Source organism: Pantoea sp. B65, assembly GCF_047308185.1.
Classification (GTDB): Bacteria; Pseudomonadota; Gammaproteobacteria; order Enterobacterales; family Enterobacteriaceae; genus Erwinia.
This window is the reverse complement of the sequence record NZ_JAHXPU010000027.1, coordinates 155,569-169,211: the sequence shown is the minus strand read 5'-3', so window position 1 is coordinate 169,211 and position 13,643 is coordinate 155,569. Positions and strand designations below refer to the sequence as shown.

Below are 13,643 nucleotides of genomic sequence, written 5' to 3'. Positions count from 1 at the left end.
TATTCCGCCCGCTGTCTTCCCCTACAGAACAGGATTTCAGCTAACCGTAGGGGCGGGATTTATTCCGCCCGCTGTCTTCCCCTACAGGACAGGATTTCAGATAACCGTAGGGCGGGATTTATTCCGCCCGCTGTCTTCCCCTACAGAACAGGGTTTCAGATAACCGTAGGGGCGGGATTTATTCCGCCCGCTGTCTTCCCCTACAGAACGGGGTTTCAGATAACCGTTTCCGCCCGCTGTCTTATGCCACACGGGAGCCATTAATGGCAGGCGCCGGATCTCAGGTCTTAAGCCTGGGATCCAGCGCATCGCGCAAACCATCACCTAATAAGTTAAACGCCAGCACGGTGAGAAAAATCGCCAGGCTGGGGAAAATCGCCACATGCGGCGCCATCACCATATCGGCACGCGCTTCGTTTAACATCGCCCCCCACTCCGGCGTCGGCGGCTGGGCGCCAAGACCAAGGAAAGAGAGGCTGGCGGCGGTAATAATCGAGGTGCCAATACGCATGGTGAAATAGACCACGATCGATGACACCGTACCAGGCAGAATATGACGCAGAATAATGGTGACATCCGATGCGCCAATGCTGCGCGCTGACTCGATAAACGTCTGATGCTTGATCACCAGTGTATTGCCACGCACCAGGCGGGCAAAGGCCGGAATACTGAAGATCGCCACCGCCACAATCACATTCGACATGCCGCTGCCCATCACCGCCACTACCGCAATCGCCAGCAGAATGCCGGGAAAAGCAAACAGCACATCACAGATACGCATAATCACCCGATCCCACCAGCCTTCATAATAGCCGGCCAGCAGCCCAAGCAGCGTGCCGATTACCGCACCTATCGCCACCGAGAAAAATCCGGCAATCAGCGAAATGCGCGTTCCAACCAGTACCCGACTGAAAATATCGCGACCAAGGGAATCCACCCCCAGCCAGTGCAGCATCGACGGTCCTTCGTTCAGCCGGTCGTAATCAAAATAGTTCTCCGCATCAAACGGGGCGATCCATGGCGCAATAAATGCCACCACCAGCAACAACAGGACAAACAACCCGGCAATCATCGCCACATGCTGACGACGAAAACGTCGCCAGAATTCCCGCCAGGGCGTGCGCACGCGATTTGCTGTGAGTGCTGGCATCGCCTTAAGCGCCGCTTCACGTCGCCAGTTTTTCATTGCGCTTCCTTATTTGTAGCGAATAGCCGGATTAATGGCGGCATACAGCATATCGACGATCAGATTGATCAGAATAAATTCCAGGGAGAACAGCAGTACCTCAGCCTGAATGACCGGATAGTCACGCATCGCGACGGAATCCACCAACAAGCGTCCAAGGCCAGGCCAGTTAAACACCACTTCGACGACAATCGAGCCGCCGAGCAAAAAACCGAACTGCAGGCCCATCATGGTAATCACCGGGATCATCGCATTGCGCAGACCATGTTTGATCACCACCAGCAATTCACTGACCCCTTTAGCGCGCGCGGTGCGCATATAATCTTCCTGCATCACCTCGACAAAAGAGGCGCGGGTAAAACGCGCCATCACCGCCGCAACCGCAGCGCCAAGGGTAATAGAGGGCAATATATAGTGTTTCCAGCTGTCCGCGCCGACGGTGGGCAGCCAGCCCAGCTCAACGGAGAAGATCTGCATCAGCAGCATGCCAAGGGCAAACGCGGGAAAAGAGATACCGGAAACCGCCAGTGTCATCCCAAGACGATCCGGCCAGCGGTTACGCCAGACGGCAGAGATCACACCGGTCGCCATGCCAAAAATCACCGCCCATACCATACTGCTCAGCGTCAGCCATAAGGTCGGCATAAAGCGCGAGGCGATCTCTTCCGCTACCGGCCGCTTTGATACCATTGAATCGCCAAAATCCCCCTGCAACGCATTAAGCATAAAACGCCAGAACTGTTGCGGTAGCGGCAGATCCAGTCCCAGTTGATGACGCACCATCGCCACCACCGTCGCATCGGCATCCTGCCCGGCGATCAACCGCGCCGGATCGCCCGGCAACATATGCACGAACAGAAATACCAGCACCGCCACAATCAGCAGTGTGGGGATCAGTCCCAGTAAGCGTTTAATAAAATAGTTAAGCATGCATCTTCCTGCGCGTTGCCCTGCCAGCCGCGAACGACTGGCAGGGGTCGGCATTACTTCAGATCGGCTTCATCGAAGCTAAACGAGGTGTCCGGCATCACATAGAAACCGGTCAGCGTTTTGCTGTTCGCCGAAACTAACTGTTCAACCACCAGCGGCGCCCAGGCATGATCGTTCCAGATACGATCCTGCGCATCTTTATACAGTTTCGCTTTCTGCGCCCGATCGGTAGTTTGCAGCGCATCGGCCAGATCTTTATCCACCTGCGGGTTGCTGTAGAAGGCGGTATTAAAGATCGCTGGCGGCCAGGATGAGGTGGCAAACAGCGGCGTCAGCGCCCAGTCAGCTTCGCCGGTGGATGCCGACCAGCCGGTATAGAACATCCGTACGCCGCTCTCTTTCTGGCCTTTACCCTCGACTTCGGCCGCTCGCTGACCGGCATCCATGGCGGTCACCTCGGCTTTAATTCCCACCTGCGCCAGCTGTTGCTGGGTAAACTGCAGTACTTTCTGCGCCGTACTGTGGTTATGGGAAGACCACAGGGTAGTGGTAAATCCATTCGGGTAACCCGCCTCTTTCAGCAGCTCGCGCGCTTTGGCCGGATTATAAGCAATGGCCGGGTAGGTCTGCGCAAAGTCGATGGATGGCGGCACAATCCCGGTCGCAGGCGTGGCATAGCCGCTAAACGCCACTTTCACCAGCGCCTGACGGTTAATTGCGTAGTTAATCGCTTCACGCACTTTCGGGTTATCAAACGGCTTCTGCGTAACGTTAAAGCTGATATAACGCTGCATAATCGATGGCGAAGTGACCAGATCCAGTTTGCCGTTACCCTGCAACACTTTTGCCTGCTCAAACGGGATCGGGAAGGCGAAGTTAGCCTCGCCGGTCTGCATCATGGCCGCACGGCTGTTATTATCCACCACCGGACGCCAGGTTATGCTGTCGAGTTTTGGATAGCCTTTCTTCCAGTAGCCATCCCACTTCTTCACTTTCACAAAGTCGGTCTGGTTCCAGGTGACAAACTGATACGGACCGGTTCCCACCGGATGGAAACCGATATCCTTGCCATATTTTTTCAACGCGTCGGGAGAGATCATCACCGCCGCCGGATGCGCCAGGTTATTAATAAAGGCAGAGAACGGCTGCTTCAGAGTAATTTTAACCGTACCGGCATCAACCGCGCTGGTGGAGGCGATGTATTTAAACAGGTTATAGCGCTTCAGATGATTGTCCGGATTACTGGCGCGATCGAGGTTAGCCTTTACCGCTTCGGCATTGAAATCGCTGCCATCCTGGAACTTCACTCCCGGGCGCAGTTTAATGGTATAGGTTAAACCATCTGCGCTGGTCTGATAGCTTTCCGCCAGCACATTGGTCAGCTTCATATCCTTATCAAAGCCAAACAGTCCCTGATAGAAGGACTTGGCTACCGCCTGCGATAAGGTATCGTTGGCATCATAAGGGTCAAGGGTGGTGAAATTGGATGCGACTGCAATCACCGCATCCTTTGCCGCCCAGGCCGGAACTGCAGCAAAACTGCCGATCAAGCCCGCGGTTACCAGCCATTTACGCGTGTGTGGAATCGTCATGTTGCATTTATCTCCTGTAGTCCCTTTGGGTAGTATTGCCCTTCGTTTCAGGCGGACGGCAGTAATGCCGCCCCGGGGCCGGGTTTATCAACGCTATAGGGGAGCAATGAATGACCCCCGCTACAGATTCAGGTACCGCTAATCGCATGGCGCGCGACATAATGTCCGGCGCTGACTTCCACCAGTGGCGCCACTTCCGGTTCATCACCCAGTTCGCGAATCGGGCTGGGCATTTCATCGACCAGTAAGGCACGCTCACGGCGACGATGGCCGGGATCTGCCACCGGTACTGCCGACATCAGTTTGCGGGTATAGGGGTGCTGTGGGCGCTCAAATACCGCCTGGCGCGGGCCAATTTCAACAATTTGCCCAAGGTACATCACCGCCACGCGATGGCTGATACGTTCCACCACCGCCATATCATGCGAAATAAACAGAAATGCGATGCCGAACTCGCGCTGCAGATCGAGCATCAAATTGATAATCTGCGCCTGAATCGACACGTCAAGCGCCGATACCGACTCATCGGCAATCACCACTTTCGGATTCAGCGCCAGCGCGCGCGCAATACAGATGCGCTGGCGCTGGCCGCCGGAAAACTCGTGCGGATAGCGCCGCGCATGTTCCGGCAACAACCCCACCTTCTCCAGCAACCAGGCGACGCGCGCTTCGGCTTCGCGCCCTTTCATTACGCCGTGAACCAGCAACGGCTCCATAATCGAGTACCCCACGGTCAGCCGTGGATCGAGCGAAGCATAGGGATCCTGAAAAATAAACTGAATATCGCGGCGCAAATGCGACAGCTCGCTGTTTTTCAGCTGGTCGATGCGTCTGCCGGCAAAAGTAATACTGCCGCTCTGACTCTCCACCAGCCGCAGCAGCGAACGTCCGGTAGTCGACTTGCCGCAGCCCGACTCGCCGACCAGCGCCAGGGTTTCGCCAGGATTCAGGTCAAAGCTGACCTTTTCCACCGCATGCACCTGCCGTCTGACACGATTAAAGATACCGCTGCGCACATCAAAGCGGGTCACCAGATCGCGCACCTGCAAAATCGGCCCGGCGTTCTGCACCACGGTATCCTGTGGTATCGGCGGTTGGGGATCCTGTGCATTCACCAGCGGGAATTTTGCCGGGAACGGCTGGCCGGTCATCGCCCCCAGTTTTGGCACCGCCGCCAGTAACGCGCGGGTATAGACCTGCTGCGGCTGACGGAAAATATCATTCACCGGCGCGGTTTCCACCACTTCCCCGCGATACATCACCTGCACGCGATCGGCCATTTCCGCCACCACGCCCATATCGTGGGTGATAAAAATTACCGCCATTTCCATCTCTTTTTGCAGCACGCGTATCAGCTGCAAAATCTGCGCCTGAATGGTGACATCCAGCGCGGTGGTGGGTTCATCCGCAATCAGCAGCGCCGGTTTGCAGGATAGCGCCATGGCAATCATCACCCGCTGACGCATCCCGCCGGAGAGCTGGTGCGGAAAGCGTGCCAGAACGTTTTTTGCTTCCGGGATACGCACCAAATCGAGCATCCGTTGCGCTTCCGCCAGCGCCTGACGATGATTTAAGCCCTGATGGAGACGAATGGATTCGGCAATCTGCTCCCCGACCGGAAACACCGGATTCAGCGATGTCATTGGCTCCTGAAAAATCATCGCCATATCAGCGCCGCGAATACCACGCATCTGCGACTGACGCATTTGCGCCAGATCGATCACCGCGCCATTACGGCGGCGCAGCCAAATTTCACCGCTATCCAGACTGCCGCCGCCCTGCTCAATCAGGCGCATCAGCGCCAGCGAGGTCACCGACTTACCGGAACCGGATTCACCGACAATCGCCAGGGTTTCGCCACGTTTTACGGCCAGTGACAACTGACGTACCGCGTGGGTTGTCACCCCTTCCTGAGTAAAGCTGACACTAAGATTACGCACCGCAAGCACCTGTTCTGCTGACAGCTGCATCTTTGCTGTAGATCCGGTCATGCCCGCTCCTTACTCTGTGCGATAGATACCAACCACCGCCCGATCGCCGACGTAGCCATAGCCGCGATACATGCCTTCGCTGTTAAACGGCAGGGCCACATTGCCATCACTATCCACGGCAACAATACCGCCGCTGCCGCCGAGCCGTGGGATTTTTTCCATCACCACGCGGTCGCTGGCCTGTTTCAGCGACAAACCGCTGTATTCCATTAGCGCGGCGATATCGTATGCCGCGAGAGTGCGAATAAATACTTCCCCGGTACCGGTACAGGAGACCGCCACATTGGCGTTATTGGCGTAACAACCGGCGCCGGCCAGCGGCGAGTCACCGACCCGGCCGGCCTGTTTATTCGTCATACCGCCGGTTGACGTCGCCGCGGCCAGATTGCCGTGCTGATCGAGCGCCACCGCACCTACGGTGCCAAATTTGCGATCGTTATCCAGCGGATCGGCGCCGCCGCTCTGAGCTGCGCCATCATGATCGAGCAGCGTCTGCTTGCTGGCTAACGCACGTTGTAGTTGCTCCCAGCGCTCAGGCGTGGAGAAAAAGTCGGGTTCCACCGTCTCCAGCTGCTGCTCAGCGGCAAACGCTTCCGCCCCGGCGCCAATAAACAGCACATGCGGGCTGTGTTCCAGTACCGCCCGTGCCGCCAGTACCGGGTTACGAATACGCGAGACGCCAGCCACCGCGCCCACCTCCAGCGAACGGCCATCCATTACACAGGCATCCAGCTCGTGAGTCCCCTGATGGGTAAATACTGAGCCTTTACCGGCATTAAACAACGGGCACTCTTCCAGCAGGCGCACCGCTTCGGTTACCGCATCCAGCGCGCTGCCGCCCGCCGCCAGTATCGCCTGGCCGCTGGCGACCACCGCTGAAAGCGCCTGAAGATAGAGTTGTTCTTTTTCTGCGCTCATTGCCGCGCGTGAAATCGCGCCGGCACCGCCATGAATGGCGATTACTGCTCTGCTCATAATCCCGTGGCCCTGTGCGTTAAATCAGCATGAAAAACACTGAGTTAGCTGAGGTTTATCAAAAATTCAGCGATTTTTGACTATAGGTAGCCTGCAAAGCGATGTAAAGCGGAATGTGTGCAGATTGATAATAACAATCAGTTCTATGTAAGCACCGATGGCGCTTCCACGCACGCGGTGCCGCCGAACCGGCGCGTGACCCACCTGGTATTTCGCGCCATAATAGAACGCATCTGAGTGGTTACGGGTCAGCAGGCTGGCCCGATCTGGAGATACAATGGAACTCTTTACTGCGGGACTTCTCTCCCTGGAAGATGCACGCAGCCGCATGCTGGCGCAAATTTCCCCGCTTCGCGACAGCGAGACGGTCGCCATCACTGCCGCCGCTGGCCGGATTACCGCTGAAGCGGTGGTCTCACCGCTGGATGTGCCGCCTTTCGCCAACTCGGCAATGGATGGCTATGCGTTACGCGCGGCGGATTTCAACCGTGATCACCCGTTGACCGTCGCCGGGAAAGCATTTGCTGGCGCTCCTTATCAGGGAGAGTGGCCGGCAGGCAGTTGCATTCGCATTATGACCGGCGCAGCGCTACCGCCCGGTACCGATGCGGTAGTGATGCAGGAGCAGACCGAAAGTAGCGATCAGGGGATCCGAATTCTCGCCCCGATCCGGCAGGGACTGAATATTCGCCTGGCAGGCGAGGATATCCGCCAGGGGGCCAGCGTACTGGCGGCAGGCGTCAGACTCGGGGCTGCCGAGCTGCCGTTACTGGCTTCTCTCGGCATCGCTACCGTCAGAGTGTTACGTAAACTGCGCGTGGCGGTATTCTCCACCGGCGATGAGCTGCAGCCGGTAGGCGAGCCACTGGCGGCCGGACAAATCTATGACACTAACCGCTTCGCGGTGCATCTGATGCTGGATGCGCTGGGCTGCGAAGTGCTCGATCTCGGTATTATTAAAGATGACCCCGGCGCATTGCGTGCCGCCTTTCAGCAGGCGAATGCCGCGGCTGACGTCGTCATCAGCAGCGGCGGCGTCTCGGTGGGGGAAGCGGATTACACTAAACAGATACTGGATGAGCTGGGCGAGATTAGCTTCTGGAAACTGGCGATGAAGCCGGGTAAACCTTTTGCCTTTGGCCGTCTGCCAGACAGCTGGTTCTGTGGCCTGCCGGGCAATCCGGTTTCCGCCGCCGTCACTTTTTACCAGCTGGTGCAGCCGTTACTGGCATGTCTGACCGGTCAGCAGGGTGAGGCTTTGCCAGCGCGGATGCGGGCACGCGCCAGCGAAGTGCTGAAAAAGACCCCCGGCCGTCTCGACTTTCAGCGCGGGGTATTTAGCCGCACTACCGAAGGCGATCTGCAGGTGCGCAGTACCGGACATCAGGGATCGCATGTGTTCAGCTCCTTTAGCCAGGCAAACTGTTTTATTGTGCTGGAGCGCGAACGCGCAACGGTGCAGCCGGGGGAATGGGTAGAGATCGAGCCATTTAACGCACTGCTGGGAGGCTGAGATGCAGAGTGCACTGAGCGACGAGGAGACCCTGCGTTACAACCGTCAGATTGTGCTGCGCGACTTTGATTTTGATGGTCAGGAGAAACTCAAAGCGGCGCGCGTGCTGATTGTCGGCCTTGGTGGCCTTGGTTGCGCCGCGTCGCAGTATCTGGCATCGGCCGGGGTCGGTTCCCTGACGCTGCTCGATTTCGACAGCGTATCGCGTTCCAATTTGCAGCGCCAGATCCTGCATACCGATGCCGAAATAGGCATGCCCAAAGTTGAATCGGCACGTCAGCGGCTGGCGGCGATTAATCCGCTGATTAATATCGAAGCGGTAAACGCCCGCCTTGATGATAGCGGATTAAAAAAGCGGCTGAAAGCCTGCGATCTGGTGCTTGATTGCAGTGATAATCTCGACACCCGTGAGCAGCTGAACCGCCTGTGCTTTGCCGCTAAGATACCGCTGGTATCGGGCGCCGCCATTCGTATGGAGGGCCAGATTAGCGTCTTTAGCTGGCAGGAGCATGAGCCCTGCTACCGCTGTATCAGTCGTCTGTTTGGCAGCAGCGCGCTGACCTGCGTCGAAGCTGGCGTCATGGCGCCGCTGGTTGGGGTGATCGGCGCGTTACAGGCGATGGAGGCGATCCGGGTGCTGGCTGCCTATGGCAGCAGTGTGGCGGGAAAATTACTGCTGTACGATGCCATGACGCTGGAATTTCGCCAGCTCACGCTGAATAAAGATCCCGCTTGCGAAGTCTGCGGCCAGAACCATCGCTGACGCTGTTTCAGACATACCGCTGGGGATCTGACACAGCGTACGGGAGGCACAAATGCCTCCCGCAGCACACGCTTAGTTATCCACACCTTTACTGCGCAGATAATCTTCGTAGTTGCCGGTAAAGTCGATCAGTCGGCTCGGGGTAATCTCGATGACGCGGCTGGCCAGTGAGCTGACAAATTCACGGTCGTGCGAAACAAACACCAGCGTGCCTTCGTACATCTCCAGCGCCATATTCAGCGCTTCGATCGATTCCATATCCAGGTGGTTTGTCGGCTCATCCATAATCAGGATATTCGGACGTTCCATCATCAGTTTGCCAAACAGCATGCGTCCTTTCTCGCCACCGGACAGCACCTTCGCCGGTTTCTTAATATCATCCTGGGTGAACAGCAGACGGCCAAGAATACCGCGCACCACCTGCTCATCATCACTGCCCTGCTTCCACTGACTCATCCAGTCAAACACGTTCAGATCGTTGTCAAAGTCATGGGCGTGATCCTGCGCATAATAGCCAATGCGCGCATTCTCAGACCATTTCACCGTACCGTTATCCGGCAGCAAATCGCCCACCAGGGTTTTCAGGAAAGTGGTTTTACCGATACCGTTCGGACCGATAATGGCGACTTTCTCGCCCACTTCCAGCAGCAGATTGACGTTTTTAAACAGCGGGCCGTTATCGAAACCTTTGGTCAGCGTTTCCAGTTCCAGTGCGTTGCGGAACAGTTTTTTCTCCTGCTCGAAACGAATAAATGGGTTCTGGCGGCTGGAGGCTTTGACTTCGTCCAGCTTAATCTTGTCAATCTGTTTGGCACGTGACGTCGCCTGACGGGATTTCGAGGCGTTGGCGCTAAAGCGGCTGACAAAGGACTGCAGTTCGTTAATCTGTGCTTTCTTCTTGGCGTTATCCGACAGCAGACGTTCGCGCGCCTGAGTGGCGGCAGTCATATATTCGTCGTAGTTACCCGGATAGACGCGCAGCTCGCCGTAATCCAGATCCGCCATATGGGTGCACACCATATTCAGGAAGTGGCGGTCATGGGAAATGATAATCATGGTGCTGTTACGTTCATTCAGCACCTGCTCCAGCCAGCGAATGGTGTCGATATCCAGGTTGTTGGTAGGTTCGTCGAGCAGCAGAATTTCCGGATTAGAGAACAGCGCCTGGGCTAACAGGACACGCAGTTTCCAGCCGGGGGCCACTTCGCTCATCGGACCATAGTGCTGTTCCAGCGGAATACCCACGCCGAGCAGCAGTTCACCGGCGCGGGCTTCGGCGGTGTAGCCATCCATCTCGCCATATTTCACTTCCAGATCGGCGACTTTATAGCCGTCCTCTTCGCTCATTTCCGGCAGGGCATAAATGCTGTCGCGCTGTTCCTTCACTTCCCACAGCTCGCCATGCCCCATAATCACCGTGTCGAGCACGCTGTATTTTTCAAAGGCGAACTGATCCTGACGCAGCTTACCGATGCGCTCGTTAGGATCGAGGGAAACGTTACCGGCGGAGGGCACTAAATCGCCGCCGAGAATTTTCATAAAGGTGGATTTGCCGCTGCCGTTAGCGCCAATCAGGCCGTAGCGGTTACCGCCGCCAAATTTGACAGAGATGTTTTCGAACAGCGGCTTACTGCCAAACTGCATGGTGACGTTGCTGGAAACTAGCACAGGGATTGCCTTACGGTTGGAGAATTAAAATGTGAGTCAGCGCGCATTATGCCATAAAAAAAGGGGCGGCGAATACAGCCTGCCTCCCCTTTACGCCACGCACCACAATCCTCTTTGTCCACGCCAGCCCGGTTATCAGCTATTATCCATATCCGCCTGCGCAATATCTTTCAGCACCGTCAGCTTGCCATCCGGGGTGGTGATATCGGCCCATTCAGTGAACTGTACCCTGCCAAGCCGGTTGTAGGGCCTGCCAGTACCGGCTTGCCAGTAACGAACATCGATACGGACTTTCATACTTTTGGCTTTTATCCCCTCCGGAAAACTTTGCTCGATATCTAAGTAGTTCGGCAGGTCCCGTGAGGTGCCGCGATATTTCACCACATCGCTGCCGGGATCTTTATATTCGCCAAAGTTAATCTCTGAATAGAGGACAACAAAGTACCCGCGCGGACAGGTAAACTGATAGCCCGTCCATTCAATGACCGAACCATCTTCATTACGGGTGGCAAGATCGGCATAGTCACCCGGGCCATAATAGCGTCTGGCCGGGTAAGGCTGATTAGTGGTAATCCCCATAAAACAGTCATTGCGTTTGGCCTGCCGACCAAAGCGGATATAGACATTTTCCAGAGCCGGATAAAGTTGTTTGTAATAAGCGCCCCCACCGTCAACATTCTCCAGCTGATTGGCAGCCTGGTGGTGGTTCATTCCGGCGGCATACCATGCATCCCCTAACACAAAGTCATAAATATAGGCCACAGAGTTGGAGGGGAGACTTTTTCCATAAGCGCGGTTATAGGCGCTGGCCGTCGCATCATAGGCCTGGCAAAGTGCGCGCAAACCACTATTGTTGGTCAGCCACATTTTGACCCGGACTTTAAACATATCCATCGCCGGCGACAAATGTTGAAACAGATGCGTTTGCGTCAGATAGTAAGTATTAACAAACCCGCCCAGTTTATTTCTTGAATAGAGATCCACCACATGCCAGTTACTCCCGATTTTAAAACGATCGAGATTTTTAGTATCCACCCGATTAATATTATTCCAGCTCTGTTCCATCAGGCGTTGCATATATTCGTACCAGCCATTAAGAAAATACTCATAACGGCTGATAAAGAAGCTAATATTATCACCTTTTTTGTAGGTTAATATCGCGCCAGAAAGCACACTCATCGCCAGGGTGGCAAAAGAAGGAAATATCTGGCTAACCTGATACTGGAAGTTATATTTATTGTCATACATATGGAGAGTCAAGTTATAAAATTGGTCAAATACCGATTGCCAGCGCTGAAAATCACCCATACTCCAGGTGGCTTTATCATCATTTCCCTTATTCAGATCTTCCAGCACTTGCATCTGCGACTCATAAGCGCCCGCCGCCCCTCTGAACTTCAGTAGCAGGTCATTGATATAGTGTTCGGTCAGTGCCGCGTTTAATCTGAGTTCAATCTCCTTGATCACCTGCTGCATGGTGATCGCTTTTGGTTTTGGCCAGAAGAGTCCCAGTATCATATGAATCATTGGGGCAACCGCGCCCAGTAATCCTCCGCCGGCGATAGTGGCGGGAAAGGCGGCGCCCATTAAGCCGCGCATCATATTGGTTACCATACCGTTCATAATCATTCGCGTCAGATACTCACCATTATCCGGGAAAATATCTTCCCATCTCGGCTGAGACACAAACAGCCGTTCTGGCGAACGGGCGCTGACGCCTGGCAGATAGCGTGCGCGAATATCGGGCAAAATCAGGCCATAAACTTCCGGCATCTGCGGCGCAGGGAAGGAAACCGCCTGCTGATCGCTGCTTTGCGCCGCAGCGCTGTCCGGCACCGCAAGATAGTGTTTCTCCAGATAAATCAGCTGTTCCCGCCGTTGCGCCCAGCTAAGCGGCATTTCGCTGGCGGAAAACACCTGCGCCAGCGCCGCCTGCATCTCTTCAATATGCAACTCCGCCACCCAGGCATCGGCGATGCGATCGCGCAAGACATCACGCGCCACCGCCATATAGGCTGCGACCTCATTGCTGAGTGGCGCCCATTCGGTTAGCGATTGTGCGGTAAACTCATCATAAATATAGACCAGCTCTTTCCTTGGCCCATTTTGATACCAGTGAATATAACCACGGCGATCCTCAAAGGCGCTGACCATTACCCCATCTAAATAGGCTTCTGCGCGTTGCAAATAATCTTCTATCATCGCCGCATCTTCATCCAGCGCGCCAGTTCTGACGTTCTCCTGCAAAATATGGCTGAGTAAATAGAGATAACGTGGGAAACTGGGCAGGGTTTTATACGGCTGATCGTCGGGGTTAAATAGCGCGATCTCCGCTTCATTGAGCAGGCTAAGTAAATGGCTGAGATTTTCGCTTTGCGCCTGCCCTTGATCGCCAAGATAGTCAGCCTGCTGCCGCCAGGCGCTAAATGCCTGCTCCAGCGTATCCAGCTTGGCTGCCGCCCGCTGGTCAGGCTTATTTTCAGGAGGGTCGCTACTGTAAATACTATTGCCAAGCTGGCGATTAAGGGTATCTGCGCTGAGTTGCCATGCCGCCCGACCGTGGAACTGCGCACTGCCGTCGCGCAGGCTATCGGCCGCCAGCCAGCGGCTAAATAATCCGTTAATCGTCTGTTCCTCGCGCTGCGCATCAAAGCAGACACCGCCATGCTGTTCGCTGCTCACCTCCGGCGGCTCTTTACCCTCATCGCAACACGAGTGATTCCGCTGGCGTGGTTTGCGCGGTTTAAAAGGTGAGTCGTTATGATTTTTACGCATAAAATACCCCATATTATTTAGCTAGCCTGTTATGTCACTGTAGCCAGACACCGGTTTAAATAGCCGTGACATAAAAATTTAAGTTGAGCGTAAATAAAATGGCAAAAATTTATCAAAATTCTATTAATTACCTCATTAACGGTTTAATTTTAAAAATATTCCTCTACCCTCACGCCAGAATTAGAAAGTGACGATTTTTTATTTATGACGAAGATAATAATACCCGCAAAGAGCGGGCATTATTGCCGGT

Annotated in this window: 9 protein-coding genes; 2 read left to right on the top strand and 7 right to left on the bottom strand. The window is 55.1% G+C overall.

The window, feature by feature from the left end; translation table 11 throughout:
• Nucleotides 1-280: 280 nt before the first annotated feature.
• From gsiD to JWF83_RS13110, 5 genes are all read right to left on the bottom strand, one after another.
• Nucleotides 281-1,186, bottom strand: a complete 906-nt coding sequence (gene gsiD / locus JWF83_RS13130) for a glutathione ABC transporter permease GsiD (protein WP_413650671.1) — start codon at nt 1,184-1,186, stop codon at nt 281-283.
• A gap of 9 nt (nt 1,187-1,195) precedes the next feature.
• The gene (gene gsiC / locus JWF83_RS13125) at nt 1,196-2,116 is read right to left on the bottom strand and encodes a glutathione ABC transporter permease GsiC (RefSeq protein WP_413650670.1); all 921 of its coding nucleotides are present in this window, start codon (nt 2,114-2,116) and stop codon (nt 1,196-1,198) included.
• Nucleotides 2,117-2,169: 53 nt separating this feature from the next.
• The gene (gene gsiB / locus JWF83_RS13120; protein WP_413650668.1) at nt 2,170-3,708 is read right to left on the bottom strand and encodes a glutathione ABC transporter substrate-binding protein GsiB; all 1,539 of its coding nucleotides are present in this window, start codon (nt 3,706-3,708) and stop codon (nt 2,170-2,172) included.
• A gap of 128 nt (nt 3,709-3,836) precedes the next feature.
• On the bottom strand, nt 3,837-5,699 hold the full coding sequence (gene gsiA / locus JWF83_RS13115) for a glutathione ABC transporter ATP-binding protein GsiA (RefSeq protein WP_413650667.1): 1,863 nt from the start codon (nt 5,697-5,699) through the stop codon (nt 3,837-3,839).
• A gap of 9 nt (nt 5,700-5,708) precedes the next feature.
• Complete coding sequence (locus JWF83_RS13110) at nt 5,709-6,674, bottom strand: isoaspartyl peptidase/L-asparaginase (protein WP_413650666.1); 966 nt, start codon at nt 6,672-6,674, stop codon at nt 5,709-5,711.
• A gap of 277 nt (nt 6,675-6,951) precedes the next feature.
• On the opposite strand from JWF83_RS13110, the gene moeA reads away from it, so the two are divergent.
• Both moeA and moeB read left to right on the top strand, forming a co-directional pair.
• Nucleotides 6,952-8,187: a molybdopterin molybdotransferase MoeA gene (gene moeA / locus JWF83_RS13105; protein ID WP_413650665.1), complete on the top strand. Its 1,236-nt coding sequence runs from the start codon at nt 6,952-6,954 to the stop codon at nt 8,185-8,187.
• Between the two features lies 1 nt (nt 8,188).
• Nucleotides 8,189-8,950 carry a molybdopterin-synthase adenylyltransferase MoeB gene (gene moeB, locus JWF83_RS13100; protein WP_413650664.1) on the top strand — a complete coding sequence of 254 codons (762 nt, stop codon included), beginning with the start codon at nt 8,189-8,191 and terminating at the stop codon, nt 8,948-8,950.
• Nucleotides 8,951-9,022: 72 nt separating this feature from the next.
• Here the strand turns inward: moeB and JWF83_RS13095 are convergent, their stop codons facing one another.
• Both JWF83_RS13095 and JWF83_RS13090 read right to left on the bottom strand, forming a co-directional pair.
• Nucleotides 9,023-10,618: an ABC-F family ATPase gene (locus JWF83_RS13095; protein ID WP_413650663.1), complete on the bottom strand. Its 1,596-nt coding sequence runs from the start codon at nt 10,616-10,618 to the stop codon at nt 9,023-9,025.
• Nucleotides 10,619-10,753: 135 nt separating this feature from the next.
• Nucleotides 10,754-13,393, bottom strand: a complete 2,640-nt coding sequence (locus tag JWF83_RS13090; RefSeq protein ID WP_413650661.1) for a hypothetical protein — start codon at nt 13,391-13,393, stop codon at nt 10,754-10,756.
• Nucleotides 13,394-13,643 lie beyond the last annotated feature (250 nt).

Coding starts and splice junctions, on each gene's coding strand:
- gsiD (WP_413650671.1), bottom strand. CDS start 1,186: ATGAAAAACTGGCGACGTGAAGCGGCGCTTAAGGCGATGCCAGCACTC.
- gsiC (WP_413650670.1), bottom strand. CDS start 2,116: ATGCTTAACTATTTTATTAAACGCTTACTGGGACTGATCCCCACACTG.
- gsiB (WP_413650668.1), bottom strand. CDS start 3,708: ATGACGATTCCACACACGCGTAAATGGCTGGTAACCGCGGGCTTGATC.
- gsiA (WP_413650667.1), bottom strand. CDS start 5,699: ATGACCGGATCTACAGCAAAGATGCAGCTGTCAGCAGAACAGGTGCTT.
- JWF83_RS13110 (WP_413650666.1), bottom strand. CDS start 6,674: ATGAGCAGAGCAGTAATCGCCATTCATGGCGGTGCCGGCGCGATTTCA.
- moeA (WP_413650665.1), top strand. CDS start 6,952: ATGGAACTCTTTACTGCGGGACTTCTCTCCCTGGAAGATGCACGCAGC.
- moeB (WP_413650664.1), top strand. CDS start 8,189: ATGCAGAGTGCACTGAGCGACGAGGAGACCCTGCGTTACAACCGTCAG.
- JWF83_RS13090 (WP_413650661.1), bottom strand. CDS start 13,393: ATGCGTAAAAATCATAACGACTCACCTTTTAAACCGCGCAAACCACGC.